The sequence below is a fragment of the Pseudomonas folii genome (assembly GCF_014357575.1).
Classification (GTDB): domain Bacteria; phylum Pseudomonadota; class Gammaproteobacteria; order Pseudomonadales; family Pseudomonadaceae; genus Aquipseudomonas; species Aquipseudomonas folii.
Window position 1 is genome coordinate 27,061 of record NZ_JACONW010000010.1, and the last position, 19,935, is coordinate 46,995.

At 51.5% G+C, this 19,935-nt stretch carries 14 protein-coding genes and 1 pseudogene; 3 read left to right on the top strand and 12 right to left on the bottom strand.

Annotated elements, in window-relative coordinates:
* The first annotated feature begins 86 nt into the window (after positions 1-86).
* Complete coding sequence (locus H8S59_RS04085) at positions 87-1,424, top strand: GDSL-type esterase/lipase family protein (protein WP_187520586.1); 1,338 nt, start codon at positions 87-89, stop codon at positions 1,422-1,424.
* Between the two features lie 168 nt (positions 1,425-1,592).
* On the opposite strand, the gene H8S59_RS04090 is transcribed toward H8S59_RS04085, so the two are convergent.
* Both H8S59_RS04090 and H8S59_RS04095 read right to left on the bottom strand, forming a co-directional pair.
* Positions 1,593-2,615 carry a zinc-dependent alcohol dehydrogenase family protein gene (locus H8S59_RS04090; RefSeq protein ID WP_187520587.1) on the bottom strand — a complete coding sequence of 341 codons (1,023 nt, stop codon included), beginning with the start codon at positions 2,613-2,615 and terminating at the stop codon, positions 1,593-1,595.
* Positions 2,616-2,655: 40 nt separating this feature from the next.
* Entirely contained in the window at positions 2,656-3,576 is a 921-nt protein-coding gene (locus H8S59_RS04095) for a LysR family transcriptional regulator (RefSeq protein WP_187520588.1), read from the bottom strand.
* Positions 3,577-3,660: 84 nt separating this feature from the next.
* Here H8S59_RS04095 and H8S59_RS04100 point away from each other — a divergent pair, with 84 nt between their 5' ends.
* Positions 3,661-4,458 carry an NAD(P)H-dependent oxidoreductase gene (locus H8S59_RS04100; RefSeq protein ID WP_187520589.1) on the top strand — a complete coding sequence of 266 codons (798 nt, stop codon included), beginning with the start codon at positions 3,661-3,663 and terminating at the stop codon, positions 4,456-4,458.
* A 147-nt stretch (positions 4,459-4,605) separates the two neighbouring features.
* Here H8S59_RS04100 and H8S59_RS04105 read toward each other — a convergent pair whose 3' ends face one another.
* Positions 4,606-6,930 carry a putative bifunctional diguanylate cyclase/phosphodiesterase gene (locus tag H8S59_RS04105; RefSeq protein WP_187520590.1) on the bottom strand — a complete coding sequence of 775 codons (2,325 nt, stop codon included), beginning with the start codon at positions 6,928-6,930 and terminating at the stop codon, positions 4,606-4,608.
* 536 nt (positions 6,931-7,466) lie between these two features.
* On the opposite strand from H8S59_RS04105, the gene H8S59_RS04110 reads away from it, so the two are divergent.
* A complete protein-coding gene (locus H8S59_RS04110; RefSeq protein ID WP_187520591.1) occupies positions 7,467-9,863 on the top strand; it encodes a membrane-bound PQQ-dependent dehydrogenase, glucose/quinate/shikimate family in 2,397 nt (798 codons plus the stop codon).
* Positions 9,864-10,057: 194 nt separating this feature from the next.
* On the opposite strand, the gene H8S59_RS04115 is transcribed toward H8S59_RS04110, so the two are convergent.
* The 9 genes and pseudogenes from H8S59_RS04115 to H8S59_RS04155 form a co-directional block, all read right to left on the bottom strand.
* Positions 10,058-10,498: a tetratricopeptide repeat protein gene (locus H8S59_RS04115; protein ID WP_187520592.1), complete on the bottom strand. Its 441-nt coding sequence runs from the start codon at positions 10,496-10,498 to the stop codon at positions 10,058-10,060.
* Between the two features lie 3 nt (positions 10,499-10,501).
* Entirely contained in the window at positions 10,502-10,933 is a 432-nt protein-coding gene (locus H8S59_RS04120; RefSeq protein ID WP_187520593.1) for a tetratricopeptide repeat protein, read from the bottom strand.
* A 92-nt stretch (positions 10,934-11,025) separates the two neighbouring features.
* The gene (locus tag H8S59_RS04125; RefSeq protein ID WP_187520594.1) at positions 11,026-12,525 is read right to left on the bottom strand and encodes a M10 family metallopeptidase C-terminal domain-containing protein; all 1,500 of its coding nucleotides are present in this window, start codon (positions 12,523-12,525) and stop codon (positions 11,026-11,028) included.
* A gap of 813 nt (positions 12,526-13,338) precedes the next feature.
* On the bottom strand, positions 13,339-14,661 hold the full coding sequence (locus H8S59_RS04130) for a hypothetical protein (RefSeq protein WP_187520595.1): 1,323 nt from the start codon (positions 14,659-14,661) through the stop codon (positions 13,339-13,341).
* A gap of 223 nt (positions 14,662-14,884) precedes the next feature.
* Entirely contained in the window at positions 14,885-15,436 is a 552-nt protein-coding gene (locus tag H8S59_RS04135) for a hypothetical protein (RefSeq protein WP_187520596.1), read from the bottom strand.
* 286 nt (positions 15,437-15,722) lie between these two features.
* Positions 15,723-16,622, bottom strand: a complete 900-nt coding sequence (locus H8S59_RS04140; protein ID WP_187520597.1) for a hypothetical protein — start codon at positions 16,620-16,622, stop codon at positions 15,723-15,725.
* Positions 16,615-17,634, bottom strand: a complete 1,020-nt coding sequence (locus H8S59_RS04145) for a hypothetical protein (RefSeq protein WP_187520598.1) — start codon at positions 17,632-17,634, stop codon at positions 16,615-16,617. The genes H8S59_RS04140 and H8S59_RS04145 overlap by 8 nt, the downstream gene beginning before the upstream one ends.
* 550 nt (positions 17,635-18,184) lie before the next feature.
* Positions 18,185-19,465, bottom strand: a pseudogene (locus H8S59_RS04150) (Y-family DNA polymerase).
* Positions 19,452-19,883 carry a LexA family protein gene (locus tag H8S59_RS04155; RefSeq protein WP_187520599.1) on the bottom strand — a complete coding sequence of 144 codons (432 nt, stop codon included), beginning with the start codon at positions 19,881-19,883 and terminating at the stop codon, positions 19,452-19,454. The pseudogene H8S59_RS04150 and the gene H8S59_RS04155 overlap by 14 nt, the downstream one beginning before the upstream one ends.
* Between the last annotated feature and the right edge of the window lie 52 nt (positions 19,884-19,935).

Sequence of the window (19,935 nt, forward strand, 5' to 3'; positions counted from 1 at the left end):
TCGATATAGTCGTTTGATAACGCGATTCATCTCGCATGTACTGATTAGCGCATGGCGCGGCCGAACAAAAAAATGAGGAAGTCACCATGAGAAAAAAGCTGGCCTGTATTTCAATGGTTCTGATCTCTGCATTTCTCCCGGCAGCGGCCCAGGCCGAGACGAATGACAAGTGGGTTGCAGCGTGGCTGGGTGCCGTTCAAGGGCCCTATCCGGCAGGCAATCCCTCTGCGCAACCGGACTTGAGTCTCGCCTTTCCCGTGCCTGAGCAAGGTGCGCAGGATCAGACATTCCGCTTGATGGTGCGACCGGACATCTGGGGGACACACGTGCGGATACGTCTGTCCAACGTGCTGGGCACCCGCCCCGTCACGTTTGATGGCGTTTATGCCGGGTTACAGCAAGGCAGTTCAGCCGTCCTGAAAGGCACTAATCAGCCGGTTTCTTTCGGCGGAAAATCAAGCGTTGATATTCCCGCTGGATCGTCAGCCTGGAGTGATCCCATAGCGCTGCCATTTGTGAAGCCTGATGACGTCCCGTTACTCAACGGGCGTCGTCTGGCAGTGAGTTTTCATATCAAGGGTCAGAGCGGGCCGATGACATGGCACGCCAAAGCGCTGAATACCTCTTATGTAAGCCAGCCTGGAGCAGGCTCTGTCGGCCAGTCCGAGAGCGAAACAGCTTTCCCGTTCAGTACAACCTCCACTTATTTCCTGGACGCGGTAGACATGATGGCGCCTGCCGATACTCAGGTTGTGGTTGCCTTTGGAGATTCCATCACTGACGGCACAGGTACGACGCTGAACGGCGATGATCGGTGGTCAGATGTGCTGTCGAGAAAACTTCATGCTGTTCATGGGAACAAGGTATCGGTTGTCAATGCGGGTATTGGCGGCAATCAGGTCATTGGCCCAGCCAGCTACTCGCCTCAGACGCCATTCTCTGGCGGCCCCTCTGCACAAATGCGCGTCGAAAGAGACGTGATAGGTGTATCCGGTGTTACCAGCGTCATATGGATGGAGGGCATCAATGACTTCAGCAAAAATGGCAATGCTTCAGCCGAAGCTGTGAAGGCCGGAATGAAGGATGTTGTTGGCCGAATCAAGTCGCAGCTTCCAGGTGTCAGAGTCATTGGAGGCACCCTCACTACGGCCCTTGGCAGCACCAGCGCGGCACATGGTCACGCTGAGCAGAATGCCAAGCGAGAAGAGTTAAATGAGTTCATCCGTACGTCGGGCCTCTTTGATGGTGTAGCGGATTTCGATGCAGCGACGCTCGACCCATCGACAGGCGGCATGAAAAAGGACTATGTAGCGGACAGCACAGTAGGTGGGCCCGGGGACAAATTGCATCCCAATAGAGCCGGGTATCAAGCGATGGCTGAAAAAATAGATATTTCGCGGTTATTCAAGCCTGAGGCGAATTGAGTCTTCAACCTTCGGAGACACGCCCCCATACATGCAAACTACTGGATTGAAATGCATTTTCTGCAGGAGCTGCCGAAGGCTGCGATGCATTTCTCCTGATACACCGCGATCGCAGCCTTCGGCAGCTCCTACAGGCCCAATGCTTGCCGCGAGACAGCGCGGTTGGCTTCAGCGGTGATCGAACTCGATCAGAACCTTGCCGATGTGCTTTGCAGCCGCAAAATAGGCATATGCCTCGGGTGCGTCGTCGAACTTGAACGTCTTGGCGACGACGGTTTGAATGCCGTTAACTTCTATGGCGCGCAGAAGCTCTTCAAACATTTTCCGGTTGCCGTTGGCGATGCCCCGAATGGTTACATTTTTCAGAATGAGCGATACATAGTCAGGTATTGGCGACTTCTGTCCAGGGCTTACACCGATCACGGCAATACGCCCATTCACCGCCGCTGCCGCGATGGATTGGCCCAACGTGTCCTGCCCGCCCGTCTCGATGATAACGTCGGCACCTGCGTTATCGGTAAGCAGCATCAACTGTGCGGCCCAATCGGTATGGGTGCGGTAATTGACGGTGATGTCCGCACCGAGTTGGCGAACAAATTCCAGCTTCTCATCGCTTGAGGAGGTCATTGCCACGCGCGCGCCCAAGACCTTGGCGATTTTCAAAGCTGCCAACGACACGCCCCCGGTGCCCAGGCAAAGAACCAGTTCGCCCGGCTTGACCTTGAATACCTCGACCAATGCATTCCATGCAGTGAGCCCGGCGGACGCGAGTGCGGCGACGTCTTTATCCATCAACGCTTCCGGGACACGGATCAACGCCGCGGCCGGAAGTACAACCTGTTCAGCAAGCCAGCCGTCGTGGCTTACACCCACATCATGGCTGAAAACGTCAGCGCGAAACGCTCCGTCCAGCCAGTTGGGAAAATGACCGCAAATGACTCGGTCACTTGGTTTGAATCCTTCAACTCCCTCACCGACGGCAATGACTTCTCCCACGCCCTCGGACACCGGAATACGCTCGGGCGCCTGCATGGGGCCATAGACACCCCGGAGAATCTGGACGTCTCGACTGATGAGGCTCACAAGGCGGGGGGCGATAACCACCTCACCTGCCCCGGCAGACAATTCCGGGCGGGTAGTCGCGGTCAGCGAGTCCAAGCCATTCTGAGCACCTATCTGGAAAGCTTTCATCAAGTAATTCCCTGTGTAGTGAATAAGAACTTTGAGTCAATCAAACCGATGAGTTGGGGACGGTTTGCAGCGTCGAGGCGATAAGGTCGCGTAGCCATATATGGCCGGGATCTCGATGCAGTCGTTCGGGCCATAACATGAGCATTTCGAAACCCGGAATGGCAAGTGGAGGCGCCTGGACGTGAAGTGCTGGCTCATCTCGCACCAGCCTTTCTGGCACCACCGCAACGAGATCGCTGTGCGCCAATGCGCAGACAAGCGAATTGAAATTCGAGACTGATAAAACAACTCGCCGCTCCAGACCTTCAGCGGCCAGTGCCTGGTCAGTACTCCCAACGAACCCGGCGCCATTCGGCGACATAACGGCATGTTCAAGGTCGCAGAACGCTTTGAGCGATAGCTGGGTTGTCAAAGCGGGATGACCGCGCCGACCTGCCAGCACATAGCGTTCGTGAAACAACGAACGCTGGCGCATTTTCGGCGGCGCGTCATCCCGAGTGTGCAGCGCCAGATCGAGTTGGCCGTTTTCAAGATCATGGACAAGGCTGACGGGGTTTTTATTCAAGAGTGCCAGGCGAGTATTCGGGGCCAGTCGCCTGAGCATTGCCAGCGATGGCCAGACTAACGCAGTCGCGGCGTAATCACTGGCAGCCACCCTCCACGTCTGACTGGACAGTGCGGGCTCAAATGTACCCCCAGGACTCAATGCGCCCTCCAGCGCTACCAGCGCTTCACGCAGTGGCCCGCGCAATTCACGGGCACGCTCGGTGGGCGACATCCCACGGGGGCCGGGTAGCAGCAATGGGTCGTTCAGGATTTCCCGCAGCCGCCCCAGTTGCAGGCTGACCGTCGGTTGAGCAAGGTTGAGCAATCGCGCCGCCCGAGTCACGTTTTGCTCAGACAACAGCGCATCTAGCGTGACCAACAAATTAAGATCCAGACGACGCAAGGTATTGTGCATGTAAATACCAGATGTTTCGGAAATTCATTTCTATCATACCGGGTTCGTCGATACGGTTGGGACTGCATTCACCTGGAGTCCCTCATGAAGCTACTGCTGATCTACGCCCACCCTGAACCTCGTTCCCTCAATGGCTCGCTCAGGGATTTCGCGATCGCTCATCTGAAAACTGCGGGTCACGAGGTCAAGGTCTCGGATCTGTACGCTATGCGCTGGAAAGCGCCCATTGATATGGACGACGCTCCTGGCTATGACGACGAGAAACCTTTCAACCCGGCCATAGAATCGCAACGTGTATTTGCCGCTGGCACCCAGCCGGCAGACATCGAAGAGGAGCAGGCCAAACTGCTATGGGCAGACGCCGTGATCTTTCAATTCCCACTGTGGTGGTTCTCGATGCCTGCGATCCTCAAAGGCTGGGTCGAACGCGTCTACGCCTACGGATTTGCCTACGGTGTCGGTGAACACAGCGAAAGCCACTGGGGCGATCGATACGGCGAAGGCAGCATGGCCGGAAAGCGGGCGATGTTGGTGGTTACCATGGGCGGGTGGGAATCCCATTACAGTGGTCGAGGGGTGAACGGTGCGCTGAATGACCTGCTATTCTCTATCCAGCATGGGGTGCTTTTCTATCCCGGGTTCACTGTCATGCCGCCCTTCCCGATTTATAAAACCAGCAAAATGGACGCCGCTCGGTTCGAACAGCTATGCACCGCATATGCTGCTCGGCTGGATAACCTGTTCGTTGATCAGCCGTTGCCATTTCGTCGCCAGAATACCGGGGACTATGAAATTCCGGCGTTGACACTCAAGCCGCATCTTGCACCCGGCCGTCACGATTTAGGCATCCATATTGATGAGGGCATGCCACCTGAAGGCTAGAAGTTTGCAGTTGGATAGAGACCTTGCTGCCACATGGGTGGCAGCCGGTTTAATCATGCAAAGAGTGGTGCCCGCCCGCTTACATTTGAGCGCCAAAGGCTATTGCCTCCCAACGGTCAACGAAAATGACGATCAGGACTCAACTGGTTATTGGACGGTTTGATGTGCGGCACAACCATCCGCATCAAGTGCTGACGCCTCGGCGCCCTGACAGGCGACGCGCTCAACGGGTGTCCATGCTCGCAAAAGCGTTGTCACCTCCTCCGCACGCACAGGAGGACTGAGGAGATAGCCCTGCACGAAGGGACATTCCATTTCCTTCAAACGCTGAAGCTGGGCAAGGGTTTCAACGCCCTCGGCGGTAATACCAAGACCTAAAGTCCTGCCAAGGGACAGAATGCTTCTGACAATCGCATCGCTTCGATCGTAGGACATCATTCTGGACACAAACGAACGGTCTATTTTGATAGCGTCGATGGGATATCGATCGATATAACCAAGAGAGCTGTAGCCCGTTCCGAAATCATCAAGAGCGACTCTTATGCCAAGTTCCCGAACACTTTCCAATACCTTTGCCGTTTCATCAGGCTCGTGGAGAAAAACCGATTCCGTGATTTCTATCTGTAGTTCATGAGGAGCAATGCCCGTTTGCAAAAGTATTCTTGCTACCTGGGCTACATAACCAGGACGATTGAGCTCATTCCCCGACACGTTGACGTTCAGATGCAACCCCAGTGCAGAGAACTCGTCTTTCCAGCGCCGCAGTTCAGTACACGCCTGAAGCATGACCCAACCTCCGAGCTCATGGATGACGCCGTTATCTTCGGCGACCGAAATGAAGACGTCGGGCGGCACATGTCCCAGTTCTGGATGAAGCCATCTGACAAGCGCTTCGACACCACTGATCTCGCCTGTCGCCACGTTGTAAATGGGCTGATAAACCACTGACAACTCATCGCGTGCAATGGCTTGTTTGAGCGCGTTTTGCATGAGCAGAGCATCTACAGCGGCTTTACGCATAGAGGCGTCAAAAATTGCCCAGCGCCCCCTACCCTGTTTTTTTGCGGCATACATGGCAACGTCTGCATCGCGAAGAAGATCTTCCGGTGATGCATGACTGAGGTCAGCTGACACGATCCCCAGGCTGCATGAGGTGAATATGTCCTGCCCATCGATGACAACGGGCATCCGCAACCGGGTAACAATCCTTTGTGCCAGCTCGATCGCCAGATCCAATTGACCCTCACCCTCAAGGAGGATGGCGAATTCGTCGCCCCCCACTCGCGCGAATACATCCTCTTCTCTGATACACATCTCCAGACGCCTGGCGACGACGGTCAGCAGCAGGTCGCCGGCCCTATGCCCGAGGCTATCGTTAACGTATTTGAAGCGGTCCAGATCGAGGAATAACACCGTAGCAGCAGGAGTCTGGCTGCTGCCATCCTTGGTGAAGATGCTCAGCAAACGTGACATGAGATAGGCCCGGTTGTACAAAGACGTCAGGTCGTCATGAAACGCCGCATAGGACAACTCTTCCTCTATGCGCTCTCGTTCAAGCAAACGCGTTTCCAGTGCAACCTTCTCCTCCCTGTCGGCATTGCCCTGCCGAATCAACGAGTCGGCCTCCTTTCGCTCGGTGATGTCCCTCTGCACGGATACCCAATGGGTAAACCAGCCACGCTCGTTGGCAACCGGGACAATACTCAATTGGACCCAGAACCGGCTGCCATCACTACGTGTGTTGATGAGCTCAACCTCTATGGGTTGCCATTTGGAAAGCGCCTCACGTATCAGGTCTAACGTCTCGCGGCTGGTCTCTTCACATTGAAGAATCCGAGGCGTTTTACCTATCACTTCGGAGGCGTTGAATCCTGTAGTGCTCAAAAAAGCCGGGTTGCAGTAGACGATTCTGGGGCCGGGTTCACCAATTGGTTCAGCCTCGGTGATGAGAATCGCGTCCTTGGCGTTGACCACCACGGACTCCAGCAAACGCAGGCGCTCAATGGAAGGGCTATTACTGCGCAAAGCCGTTTCGGCGCTCAGTTTAAAAAACTCACTGATGATCGCTGCATGGGTCTGGAGTGCGTATGTCTGTGCAGCACTTAACCGTTGAAGCGGGTCAGCACTGGTTACAAATATCACCCCTACCAGATTTGCCTGATTGTCACGGACAGCTACACCGATGAAAAAAACCTGGCCGGCGTGCCTGATCCGGTGAAACCACATGGGCAACGTCTGACCCAAAACCTCGTTCAAAATCACAAGGTCACCGCTTGTGAACGCCGCCACCAGCCAATCGTCAATTGATGACTCAAACGACTCGGGTTGCTCCGCGCCATAACGCGCGACCTGCTCCCAATGATCAAGATCACGCCGCACCAACAGCCCATTGGTGCAGTCTGCCGAGCGTGCTGCCGCCTGCAGTAACATGTCCAGAGCATTTTTATGCTCATTGTTTAAGACTTTAGCCATGGTTACTGCCTGATGAGAAATATAGGCCAGCAATAGCCGGGCCATCTGAAGATGTACTATCACTTAGCCATAGCCCAGTCTACTTGTAAACATGACTCATGTACTTAACGGGGGACTGGAAATTAAACCACTCAAAAAGATAGAGCTCTATTGAATATTATCTAAATGAATATCTATTGAGTCAGCAACGGCGGAGATGAGGCGGTTAAACGCACTAATATCCAGGCCCCTTGAGGGTCGCCAATATTTCATATAGACGGAACTGGCCAGGTACACATGGGTAAATAATGCCTTCAATATCGGACTTTCATATTAGTGCGCGAAATATCAATATCACCAGATCAGTCAGATAAGGGATAAGCCCGCAAGACTTCAATTCCAGGCCAACGGCGGTACTCGTTCGCGTTTATTCCGACCTCGAATACGGCACTGGTTGGGTTCACCAGGTCTCTAGCCCAAGGCTCTCTGCATCGAACGATTCGTGCCATATTCAGGTCTGGTTGTCATTGGGAGCTTGAATGGATGGCAGGTAGATCATGGTGCTGAAAATAACTGGTGTCATCATGGCGGTAGTCGCTGTCGCCATTTTATACATGGGCGGCGCTTTGGTTGCGGCTGGAGGGAGTCCTGCCTATGCCCTGATCGGGCTTGGTGTGTTGATCACTGCAGTGTTGTTATTTCTCAGGAAAAAGTCGGCACTCACGCTCTATGCGCTACTCATGTGGGCGATTCTGATCTGGATCATCTATGAAGTGGGCTTCGACAAATGGCAGTGGATTCCACGTGGTGATCTGTTCGCGTTGTTGGGGTTCTGGCTTGCATTGCCATGGGTCGTGCGCCGTTTGTACTTAGCACAGACACCGGCAGAGTCACGAAGCTTTCACCCGTTCCTTGGCGGCACGGTGGCGGTGATGATCGTGATCGTTGTCGGCATCATGTTCTACGACCCCTACCCTGTTCAGGGCGAGATCACTAACCCGGTTTCTGCAAAAGGTGCCAGTGGCGCTGCAGAGGACTGGGTTGCCTACGGGGGCACCAACGACGGTCAGCGGTTCTCCACACTTGATCAAATCGATGCGGGGAATGTCAAGAAACTCACGGTCGCCTGGGAGTACCACACCGGCGACCTGCGTGATCCGGAGAAGGACGCCAGCGAATACACCTTTGAAGCCACTCCGTTAAAGGTAAACAATCGGGTTTATGTCTGCACTGCGCACAACGAAGTCCACGCGTTAAACCCCGAGACGGGAAAGCTGGAGTGGAAATACGAGCCTCAGAAAGACCGTTCATACCTGCAGCAGCATCAGACATGCCGAGGGGTCAGCTATTACTCTGCTGCGTCTTCCAGCACCCGGAGCGGCGACGTATCAGTACCCCTTACGAGCGCTTCGGCGCTCTGTGACAAGCGCATCATTACCGCGACAGCAGACGCGAGGCTGGTGGCACTGGATGCCGATACGGGTAACGCCTGTAGCGAATTCGGTAATAACGGCGTGGTCAACCTGAGCGACAACATGGGCAAGATCCGCCCTCACGCGCTCATGCAAACCGCCGCCCCGCTGGTGGCCGGTGATCTGATCATCGTCGGTGGCTCAGTAATGGACAATGGCTACAACGCCGGTAATCCGTCCGGAGTGATCAGGGCTTATGACGTCCTCAGCGGCAAACTGGTCTGGAATTTCGATCCTGCCACGCCTGAATCCACCCAGCCCATTGCGGCTGGCCAGGACTACCCACAAGACACGCCCGTGGCCTGGGGCACTTTGAGTGCCGACCTGCAGAACGGCCTGGTTTACGTCCCCTTTGGTAACGCCTCCCCCGATGAACTCGGCATTCGACGCGATTCGGCCAGCAATACCGAAAAATTCCGCGACACCCTGGTTGCTCTGGATCTGAAAACGGGTGCGTTCAAATGGAAATTCCAGACCTCTCATAACGATTTGTGGGATCGCGATAACCCTTCGCAACCTTCACTCATTGAACTGGGCAAGGACGGCAATAAGCAGCCCGCTGTGGTGCTGCCGACGAAGGTAGGTAATATTTTCGTGCTTAACCGATTGACTGGTGAGCCGATCATTCCTGTCGACCAGGCCAAGGCGTCGGCTGAAGGCGGTGTTGCCGGTGAGCGTTTCGCGACCCGTCAGCCGGTCTCCAGGCTCAACTTCATTCCTGAGCCTTTGAACGAAAAATCCATGTGGGGACTGACACCGTTTGATCAGATGTCCTGTCGTACCAACTTCAAAAAGCTTCGGTACGATGGCAACCCATGGACGCCGAGCACCGAATCCGGGACGCTGGTGTTTCCGGGAAACATCGGCGCCTTTAACTGGGGCTCGGTGGCCGTTGACCCGGAACGGCAAATCCTGATTGGCGCGCCCGTGCGCCTGGCTTACAAATACACCATGATCAAACGGACGCCGGAGACCGAAGAAAAACGGCTGTTTACCGCAGAAGGTAAGCCCTACTGGAATGAAAATTTCAAAGGCGACTATGCGATCAGGATTCAGCAGTTTGCCTCTGATCTGGGTATCCCCTGCATCGCTCCACCTTGGGGCCGCATGGTTGGAGTTGATCTAAATACCGGTAAAACGGAGTGGATGCGCCGCATCGGTACCACCAAAAACCTGAAGACCAGTTTCCTGCCAGGAGGCTTTCCGATTGGTTTCCCAATGGGCATGGTGGCGCACGGCGGCCCATTGATCACAGCCGGAGGATTGGTGTTCCACGGCGCAACCGCAGATGGCTTCATGCGCGCCTACGACATCAATACCGGCAATATTCTTTGGCAGACCGAATTGCCAGCGGGCGGCCAGGCGACTCCGTCGACCTACATGGGAAGTGATGGCAAACAGTATGTGATCATTGCTGCTGGCGGTCACGGCTCCCTCGGTACGACAATGGGCGACAGCGTGATTGCTTTCAAGTTGAACTGATTAACAGGCGTTGAGCAGCGCCTGCAAGATTGCTACCTGTGCACATCGTGTAGAACTCTGTCTTGAGGGTTTTGGCAGAACATCACATGTCCATGGGGAGCAATATATTCTTGTGTGAGATACTTCTTTTTGCACGTTGCAGTGCTATTGCCGATGCATAACGATTGTTTTATTGACAGGTGTTTACTGTGACGCTAGTGAAGGTGGTTTTTATTAACTGCCAAACTATGCTTTACAAGATTCAGGTATTTCTCATCTTCTTCTGAAAAAATCTCCTCACCTTCCAGCATATAAGCTTTGCATAAATAATCGACACCTTCAGGTTTGCCCTGTTCATGAAGTGACTGCCCTAAACGCATCATGATGAAAGGGTTGAATGCACCTTCGGGGCCATTCATGGCGTCATGGAGCGCCTCAATGGCATGCACATAGTCCTTCATGCCAAACAGCGCGTCAGCGATGCCAGCTTTTAGCCACGTGTAGGCTTCCCAAGTGTCGCAAGGAGCGGGCAACAAACTGAGTGCTTCTTCGAAAATATTCAAGGCACTTGGGTATTCACCATCGTCCATAAACGAGTTTCCCAACTCACTCATTTCAGAAATTTTCTCGTACAGTTCGTCATCGAGTTCCAGCATGATTTACACCTTTATATTCTCAAGATAGAAGTTCAGATGCTTATTATCGTAGCCCTGAAAAGCTCTTTTCTTACCCAGCTTGTAAGCCTTGTCAAAATATTCAATGGCAAGCTCTTTTTCGCCAAGCTTATGGCATATTATTGCAAAATCGATAAAACTGCTGGTTTCTCGTGGTGGTTTTGTCTCCATTGCAATAACGGCCCATTGCCTGGCTTCCGTATAGTTTCCCAAATCGACAAACACGCGAGAAATACAACTGGAAATCCAATTGGCAAGATCCCATTTCGTGGGCGGAGCAGGTAGTAACCCCCACGCCTCGTTATACTTTTCAAGTGCCTTGGCGTGATTGTTCTGAATTTTCAATCTATTACCAGACTCTACCAAGTCTACAATTTTTTGGGAAAGCTCACTATTTGAAATGTCCAGGTCTTCCATAAATTCCTCAGTCACTAAGCTCCAGTATGTTGCCTTGACAATACACGATTTAAACTCGCCTCGGTCTCCAAAACCTCGACGAGTTTGATATATCACCAAGCCAACTGGGCATCTACCGGCGTAACACCTACCAATTCAATAGCGCCATCGGTGGCATGCTCAACCGATGAAGTGGTATTCGCGACGACCAAGTTATCTGCGGTGAAGGTCTTGGTAAAGGTGCCTTGCAAGCCAATCTCAAAACGCTGGCCATCAGTATTCAGGTCATAATCCTTGAGGTAAGTGCGGTGAAGGTCTTTGTCGTACACCAGCTTCAACGTACCGTCAGTGCCATCGCCCAGGCCCGTATAACCGAGAGCCGATACATCAATCTTGTCATGGGCCACGTCAAACCCCGTAATCAGGTCAGCGGCGCCATGAACGCTGTCACTGCTATCCAGATAACGGAAAACGTCTACCCCTGCACCACCTGCAAGTGCATCGCCTGCCCCGCCGCCAATCAGGACACCGCCGTCGTTCGGGGTGTGCAGCGAATCCCAACTTTGTTTCCCGGTCAGCGTTTGCCCGGCGTTGTCGTGGCTGTTATCACCCGCGAAAATAAATCCATCGGCATCCTGATACGCAGTGCTGCCGTGCCGGTCAGCCTGGTCGATGTACACTTTGAAGCGGTTGCCTTGCGCATCGGTTTCAAAAGACTGGGCCACAATATGCCCTGCGGTTTTGTCATAGGCATAACTGAGCGTGCCATTGTAACCATCACCCAAGCCGGTGAAGTCGAGCGCGGACACATCCAGTACATCCCCGCGAAACAGGTTGAATCCGCTGATCAAGTCGACACTGGAAACTCCGGAAGCATCATTAACGTAACTATCGCTGACTTGGTGGTAAAGGAAGGTCTCTGTATTGATGTTGCCGATCATGTGATCGGCACCTGCACCACCATCCAGTACGTTGTCGATCTTTCCGCCATGCAGGGTGTCGTCTCCGTCTCCACCATTGAGCACGTAGTGCTTGGTGCTCGAACTGTAGTCGAGGACATCGTTGCCGACAGTGCCATCGTGACGCAGTACAAAATTTGAGGTACTCAGCTTGCCTGAATAATCCCCAGCCAGCCGAAGCTCAAAGAAATCGCCGACGGCATCCTTGTCCAGCGAACGCAGGTAGGTGATATCCGCAGATGCGTCATAACTCACGGCCAAATCCCCATTGTGGCCGTTACCGACCCGCTCCAGGCCAAGGGCGGTTAGATCCAGCACGTCATACTGACTAAAGCCGGTAATCAGATCGGAGTGGGAGCCTTGGGCGTTGGCGTAACTGTCGGTGAGCGATGTGTACACGAATTCCACACCACTTCCGTAGGTTGCGCCGCCAACCAGAGTATCTACCCCTGCCCCGCCTACCAATTTATCGTCATCGCCGTGGCCATCCAGGGTGTCATTCCCGGCACCGCCGAACAGGTAGTCTTTCACATAGGTACCGCTCACTACATCGTCGCCAGCCGTACCGGTATAGGTGTTGAAAGATGGCCGATCGTGAAAGGCAGCTTGCTCGTCCAATACGGTTGGCAGGGCAGATTTAAAAACCGTCGACATAATAGTTCGCCTGAACAGGAAGGAAATTCACCATGGATAGACTTCTCAGCCCTTCCTGAATTCAAGGGCTCGCATCAATGATGCGCGATTTTATTGAGGCGCCGTGCAGACCAGGTGTGTGGGCCGAATTCCTGACAGTTGGAATCACACCGAGCACACTGGGCTCCAGTCCTAGGACATGAGTAACGAAAGCGAACGGTTCGAATGCGGATGCGCAGCTTTTAGGAGAAATAGTGAAACAGGCTCGATAGGCGCTGAAAAAGCGATGAGTTGCGGCGTCCTGTGAGAGTTGCGGACTTTTTGACAGGTTTGGCAGCCTTGCGCCACCAAAACCCAGAAACGAAAAAGCCCTGAAAATTCAGGGCTTTGACGTATCTAAGATGGCGGAAGCATAGAGATTCGAACTCTAGGACCTGTTACAGTCGGCAGTTTTCAAGTCTCCAATTTTTTCCTTTACAAACAGTCACATACAAAATCTCGCGTTCCCAAACTATAATATTTGAAGTGTGCTGCACACCGCATTCCCCCGTCATAAATCCATTTGTTTCGGAACGGCATTTCCGTGGTTCCAAGGTTGCTCGCGGCCATTAATCGACCCCCACTACGGTCGACCAAGTTGCCGGGTTCTGGTTTCCATTAGACGCAATGAAGCCCGCCAGGACGAGCTTCTCTGTGAGGGCCGTTTAACGAATGTCCCGTTATGAGAACCTTTCGAAATGCAACAATGCCGGTGGTTAACCGCAGTGTCCACTGCGTTGGCAGCATTCGGTCAGTTACATGATGCGGTTGACAGCTAGCCCCAGCCCTTCAAACTCAAGTTACAGCTACGTCAATGTGCAAACGGGCGAATTCGTACTCCCCTGAGACAACTCGCAAATCGTAGACGCCTGCTACTTTCGCTTGAAACTGTACGGGTATAACTTGTATGAAGTTAAAAACCGGTACGGCTTCCCCCTTGACCGGGGTGAAGGGCAGCCTAAAAATCTCTTCTCCATCTGGACTATTTACAACAACAAAAAACGTCAGTATTTGAGAGACAGACAACTGTCCCATTGAAACAACAACAGTCGCCCAGCAAGCAACATCTCCAGGGAGCGACGGGATAGAACAATTATTTATCCCGCCACCCAAAACGTACAACAAACCGTTTTGCACATGAACGCCATGCGCAGCCATGAATGTAGGGACATTGAGGCCGACAGCTATTTCAGCTGACGTCACCTCTCTTGCTTCTGGTGGAATTGCAAAACCTGGCTCGCCTCTTCTACCCCCCTTCGCGACAATAGATCTGACTATCTTTCCGTCGGTCGTAACAAACTCCAGTTTGGTATCACCTCCATTACTACTATGCTCTCCGGGATGCATTCCTCGGCGCCCCCCCTCACCAATAGAAACTTGAAGAGTGAGGGGGCCGTAAGCGCCTTCTAATTCTCGTGAAGAGAAAATTGCTTCAATTTGTTCTCCGCCGCTCCCACCACCGCCTCCCGCAGCATTTTCACCTTCAGCGCCTGCACCGCCTCCCCCTGCGCCTGGAAACTCCCCAGACGGAAGCACGAAATTTAGTAAGTCTCTGTAATTGAAACTGCCTTCATGTCGAATATCTCCACCTTTGCCACCCTCGCCAGCTTTTGCATTGTTGCCTATGGCTCCCCCGCCCCCACCACCAGCGCCAGGTCCCTTACCGCCTTCACCTCCCAAGTGGAGTGTAGAGTTGTTGAATATGATTCCCTCTTTGGAAGCTTTTAAGACCTCCGCTGTCATCCCGGGTGTAAGCATCCACCCCTGACGCCCAAGCGCGTCAAATTCATTGAGCTGCTTTTGCTTCCAATCTCTAAGCAGCGCGGGGGGAAAAGCATCAGCCCTGTTCGGCTGGTCGACTTCCAACGCGTGCTCGACGCAGAGAATCACGAGATTGCTGGCTGATCGATTCACCTCCGCCGTCATATTCTCGTCCCAGCGCGGTCCACCCTCGCGGCGCGCGCAGATGTGGGCAACGTTGGAATTCAGAGATCGCTCACCGGTAAGCGGATCAACTTTGTACAGCGGGCGCTTGCAGGACGGCTCCGCGCATCTGAAGGCATTGGCATAAAGCTGCTTCACTGTCGCAAGTGTTGGTAAGGGATGCTCTCTTGGCATGCGTGTAGCCTTTTATAAAGGAATTTGACGGTCAGTTCAGCGTAGCGCAATTGCCACATGCGGGATGCTTTCAAGGGAGCTGATGCGAATTGAGTTGGTTGTAAAAGCGGCAGGGTTTGACATCGTGGTTACTAAATCAATAATTCCATTTCGGATGGGCTAAGCTCGACCACTTACCTGCTGTGGGGTTCCATCAAACTAAAATAAGCCCGCCAGGGAAGACTTATTTTGGGCATAAATGGGATACTAGATCCTCTGTCGGAAATTTTTGACGGACCGGACTATCATCTAATTTTGAAAGAATGTGGTCACTTAACGCTCTTATGGTCTTAGTGTTATCTGAGATAATTTTCACAGTCTCGAGCCAGTACTTTGCAAACAAATTATCAAATAGCTCACTCGCATTTTCTTTATCCATGAACGTATTTGAGTCGAAGCCTGAAACAAAGTAAATATATTCACTTATCTTGTCAAAATCGTTCGCACCATTACCACGGAAGATTTCCATTACGCAGCTCCACTCTGCAGTCTTCCGATCAATCAACTGTGCAGCAGCACCTGCCATCAGCGTACGAATCCTTGATTCTATTAACTTTCTCGCATCGCCAATTTCGCGCAACCTGGGAAAAATAAACAAATTACAATGACCATAGTAACTATTCCCATCTCGGGTAATTTCTATATGGTCTGTATAGATCCCGTGATGACGGGCTGTAATCCAGTGTCCAACTTCGTGTTCAACTACCTCACGCTTGAGACGTACGCATGAAGCCATTTGATATTTTCCTCACACCTTGAAGTCGCGCCCATCTTCCTGATTGCTATCGGAGTCACGCGCCCTTACCTTCAGAAATCTGCCGCGTGCCTCTCTGCTTACCGCTTGATACTCATGTATCTGGTGCACAGTCCTAACTAAAGAGGTTACCGGCATCGACTCAATCTACTTGAGACTTTTGAAAAATCTTCAAGCGAATCGATTAACTCTTTAACGGGCTTATCAAGATGCTCACACCGCCCCCCTCCTGCCGTAGATACCCAACAAACCTTGAGCATAATGGAGTTCAACCACCCGCGTGGTTATCGATATCAAATTTTATTACTTCAAATAGAGCTATAGACACCCAATTCACTCCCAAGTCTATGATAGGCTTAAAGAAAAGATCGGGAAATATAATCTGGCTTGTGCTTATATTTTTTTGCCAACCTCCTTGCAGATAATGAAAATAACGATTGCGCAACTCTATCATAAACTCCATAAATCCTATAAAACTGATTTTAAGCTCTTCATCCTCTGTTTCACTTTGAAGACCAGTTTTGGCTTTCTCTTTATAGAGGTTAAAGTAAACACTTCTCATTTCTTCTACCTCTATACTGCCCACATCGATATCCAGCGTTAACCTAAAAAAATATTCATCTTTCCATTCACTTTTTATGAAGTTTTTAAAAAAAAGCAACTCACCCTCATTATTCTTGGTAGGCATGTACTTCTGCAGACTTTTAAATGACTTATTAAAGCTCTTGGATTTTGAAACATAGATTAGTGGGATACTGTAACTAATACCCTCAAGCACTCTATAGAGAAAAAGAAAAGCCTCCAAATAGCGCTCGCTTTTTCTAGCCACAATACAGTTAATCAGTTCAAACTCTATAATTTCGTAAAACTCATCATTACTCCTGAGAGAGCGAAAGTATGTTGAAATATCCAGAAGACTAACATCATCAGGAAAAACGCCCAACAACGAACTTTTGTTAGGTCGCGCATTTTGCGTGTATGGAAAGTTTAAATAATTAGTAGACAATTTAAATTTTTTATCAAAAAACACATCGGAGATATTACAAGTCCCCGTCAGCAGACGAAAAATTCGCAGCGCAGGGCTGTTATTTTTATTTAAAGATAGCCCAGCAGATATCTCATCTTCTTTCGAGAAGATTGACTCCAAATAAACATATCTCTCAATCATTTAGAGTAAGCTCACTAAAGTGCTCAAGCAAGTCTTCCGCATCCAAATCCTTATACTCTACGAAACTTTTAAAATACTCACAGGAAAGCTCTCGTCGAAACTTACCAACTTTGATTCGCGAGGGATTGAAGTCTGCGAATGCCTGATCAAATACACTAGTACACTCAGCAAATTCTTTTTCATTTATGAGCTTCAACTTTTCTATTGAGTGTTTCGCTCCAGCTGCGAACCCGACGAGATTATTTGTGACTTTTAACCACTTTAATGAATCAGGATCTTTTTGATAGATCGCAAGAAGCTTTATGAACTCCTTGAAGCTTGACTTATACTTTGTGGGTTCCACCGCCATAATTTTCCCAACTAATAAATCATCCATCTTTTCCTCGATGATCTTTTTATTGTCTACAACTGGACTATCTGCCATAAAAGCCAGATACGCTTGAATGATGTCTGACTTCCTAAAAGCCTTACGCGCGCTAACGGTTGATGAGTCTTTTTCAGCAACAACGCTAATGCCTAACTTTTTAAAATCAAATGCATTGGCAATCATTATCTCAACTTGGTGCCGAGGCGTCATGGGCCTTTGCCCGTTATTGAGAGTGATCATTCTGTACAATAATTTTTCGACAGAGTCACACAAAATAAAGTTTATATAAATAATATACTTATCACCAAACTCTACTTCTTCCGACGCACGAAACAAAGTATTAAGCCTTTGAATACCGTCCAAAACAAACGAGCTTTCTATATGACTATTTACAAAAACTTCAATTTCCTTAATTGTTTCAAGCTCCTTATCTGTTACAAATGCAACAGTAATCGGCGGCATCACGCACCCGTCTACAATGTCACGCTCAAGTTTGCTATAGAATTTCTTATCCTGTAGTTTTCTTTGGAACTCTGTTTTATCAATCAGCGGTATGAGTGACTTTATTGCCTCCGTGTAAGTTGCCTTTCCAAATGCAACGGTACCATTTATCACGCTATCAGCCTGTATGTCTAATATTTTCATTATGCGCCCAATTTTATTCAGCTTTCTTCTCAAGCCCTGAATACTACAATCTCTCGGCCAAGTGTTCATAGCAAAATTTCGGCTAGCTTCCTGCACTCGGATGCCAGAAATGCCGACCTTGGGGGGAGCGCTTCTGGCCTTAGTCCTACCATGCTCGTCTAGCAGTGAGTTCCAAGCCCCAGGCCGAGTTGAGTCTTGGCTCTGACAATGGAGGCCCATACAGGTGAATTGTCGCGGATTGACGAATGCGTGTGGGCAGCAAGCACAACTCAACAGTGCGCAAATCTGCCTGATACCTTCTACTTTATCACCTGAGATTCGCGCACCCGATTACTAGTCGCTTCAAGCTCGTCAGATGAACGTTTTAAAATTCTGAGTAAATGTTAAAAAATGTGCTGCTTCCCACCGTTGGAGGCAGAGTAGCACTACTTTTTCTCACTCGATCCGATCATATACACTACGCGGCATCGTGCTCTTTTTGCTTAACTGATCTGCTCGGTTATTCGAGATCTTAACTATTGATATTTGGCGGAATTTTTATCCGTGTGCATTAATTGCATTTAACCGTCCAAAGCTGATCGAGCCTAGTTGTAAAGCTTTGACTCATCATTTCCCGCCGCATTCCCCAATCCGGATCAAACGGTACATTGGCGGTTCGAAGCGTTCCACGGCCCCATCTCTGGTTTATTTCGTCAAGTATACCCATCACCCTCTCTGCAGCCTGCGGCTGATTTAGGGCAAACAGGTCATCGGTAAATTCGCCGGGCTGCCGCAAATCCATGAACAGCACTTCAGCCTTGCTGTATTTGAAGCCTGGCCGAAACAGTCGGTTGACAGCCTCGGTCGCAGCCTTTGTCATCAAGCGCACGTCATTCGTGGGATATGGCAGTTCAACCAAAGCGCCGTTGGCATACTTCGCCTCGTCGGGGTTGAACATGCCTGTGCGGATGCTGACTCGAATCTTCTTGCACAGCGAGTTTTGCGCCCGCAGCTTCTCCGCTGCGCGCTGAACGTAGGTGGCCACCGCCTCTTTTATAGGCTCGATCGTGGTCAGGCGCTTGCCGAACAACCGGCTTGAGCATATTTCCTGCTTTGGCGGCTCTTAATCGCCCAGCTCTAGGCAACTGATTCCAGATAGCTCGCGTACCGTCTTCTCGATGACCACGCTGAATTTCTTCCCGAGCATTGTCGGGTCGGCCTTGGCCAGGTCCATAGCCGTCAGGATGTTCATCGCTTCGAGGTGGGCCTTCATCTTTCGGCCGACACCCCACACCTCTGAAACAGCAGTGTTACGCAGCACCCAGTCGCGTTTGAATGGATCACAGATATCGACTACCCCACCCGTATTGGCCTGCAGCCGCTTGGCCGTGTGGTTGGCCAGCTTTGCCAGGGTCTTGGTGGGGCCAATGCCTACGCCGACCGGAATGCCGGTTGACCGGTGCACCGCGGTGCGAATCGTTCGGCCAAATGCAGTCAGGTCGCCGGGAATGCCCGTCAGATCGCAAAACGCCTCGTCGATGCTGTAGACCTCAACGACGGGCACCATGGACTCTATGACGGTCATGACCCGTTCGCTGATGTCGCCATAAAGCGCGTAGTTGCTGCTGAATGCCTGGACGCCGTTCTGGCGCAGCGCATCTTTGATCTGGAAGTATGGTGCGCTCATCTTCACGAACGGCTTGGCGTCGTAGCTGCGTGCAATGACACAACCGTCGTTATTGCTCAGCACCACTATCGGTGTTTTCGCCAGATCGGGCCAGAACACCCTTTCGCAACTGGCGTAGAAGCTGTTGCAGTCGACCAGCGCAAAGACTGGCTCACGAGTTGTCATGATCGCGCACGCTGTATTTCACAACGCCCCAGATCACTAGCTCGTCGCATTCCATCACATGGCATGGCGGGTATTTGGTGTTTTCGGAAGTGAGCATGCATACGTTGTCACGCATGTGCAGGCGCTTGCACACCGGCTCTGAGTTGAGCGCGGCGATGACGATATCGCCATGTTCCGCGTACAGGCTGCGGTCAACAATAACGATGTCACCACTGTAGATCCCCGCCCCCTGCATGCTGTCTCCCTCAATCTTAACCAGGTACACATGCGGCGCCCGGATGTCGAACAGCTCGTCCAGCGAGAGATGCTTTTCGATGTGATCGGCGGCCGGTGACGGGAATCCCGCAGGCACATGAAAGGAATAGAGAGGGAGCTTTTCGCCCCCAGTGGACACTGGGCCAAGGACGGTAATGGTCATGATGCTAACCTAACACTGAATACTGTATGAACGCACAGTTAGCGATTTCGGC

What these genes read in the sequence shown, in the direction of transcription:
- H8S59_RS04085 (WP_187520586.1), top strand. Translation starts at nt 87, where the DNA reads ATGAGAAAAAAGCTGGCCTGTATTTCAATGGTTCTGATCTCTGCATTT.
- H8S59_RS04090 (WP_187520587.1), bottom strand. Translation starts at nt 2,615, where the DNA reads ATGAAAGCTTTCCAGATAGGTGCTCAGAATGGCTTGGACTCGCTGACC.
- H8S59_RS04095 (WP_187520588.1), bottom strand. Translation starts at nt 3,576, where the DNA reads ATGCACAATACCTTGCGTCGTCTGGATCTTAATTTGTTGGTCACGCTA.
- H8S59_RS04100 (WP_187520589.1), top strand. Translation starts at nt 3,661, where the DNA reads ATGAAGCTACTGCTGATCTACGCCCACCCTGAACCTCGTTCCCTCAAT.
- H8S59_RS04105 (WP_187520590.1), bottom strand. Translation starts at nt 6,930, where the DNA reads ATGGCTAAAGTCTTAAACAATGAGCATAAAAATGCTCTGGACATGTTA.
- H8S59_RS04110 (WP_187520591.1), top strand. Translation starts at nt 7,467, where the DNA reads ATGGTGCTGAAAATAACTGGTGTCATCATGGCGGTAGTCGCTGTCGCC.
- H8S59_RS04115 (WP_187520592.1), bottom strand. Translation starts at nt 10,498, where the DNA reads ATGCTGGAACTCGATGACGAACTGTACGAGAAAATTTCTGAAATGAGT.
- H8S59_RS04120 (WP_187520593.1), bottom strand. Translation starts at nt 10,933, where the DNA reads ATGGAAGACCTGGACATTTCAAATAGTGAGCTTTCCCAAAAAATTGTA.
- H8S59_RS04125 (WP_187520594.1), bottom strand. Translation starts at nt 12,525, where the DNA reads ATGTCGACGGTTTTTAAATCTGCCCTGCCAACCGTATTGGACGAGCAA.
- H8S59_RS04130 (WP_187520595.1), bottom strand. Translation starts at nt 14,661, where the DNA reads ATGCCAAGAGAGCATCCCTTACCAACACTTGCGACAGTGAAGCAGCTT.
- H8S59_RS04135 (WP_187520596.1), bottom strand. Translation starts at nt 15,436, where the DNA reads ATGGCTTCATGCGTACGTCTCAAGCGTGAGGTAGTTGAACACGAAGTT.
- H8S59_RS04140 (WP_187520597.1), bottom strand. Translation starts at nt 16,622, where the DNA reads ATGATTGAGAGATATGTTTATTTGGAGTCAATCTTCTCGAAAGAAGAT.
- H8S59_RS04145 (WP_187520598.1), bottom strand. Translation starts at nt 17,634, where the DNA reads ATGAAAATATTAGACATACAGGCTGATAGCGTGATAAATGGTACCGTT.
- H8S59_RS04155 (WP_187520599.1), bottom strand. Translation starts at nt 19,883, where the DNA reads ATGACCATTACCGTCCTTGGCCCAGTGTCCACTGGGGGCGAAAAGCTC.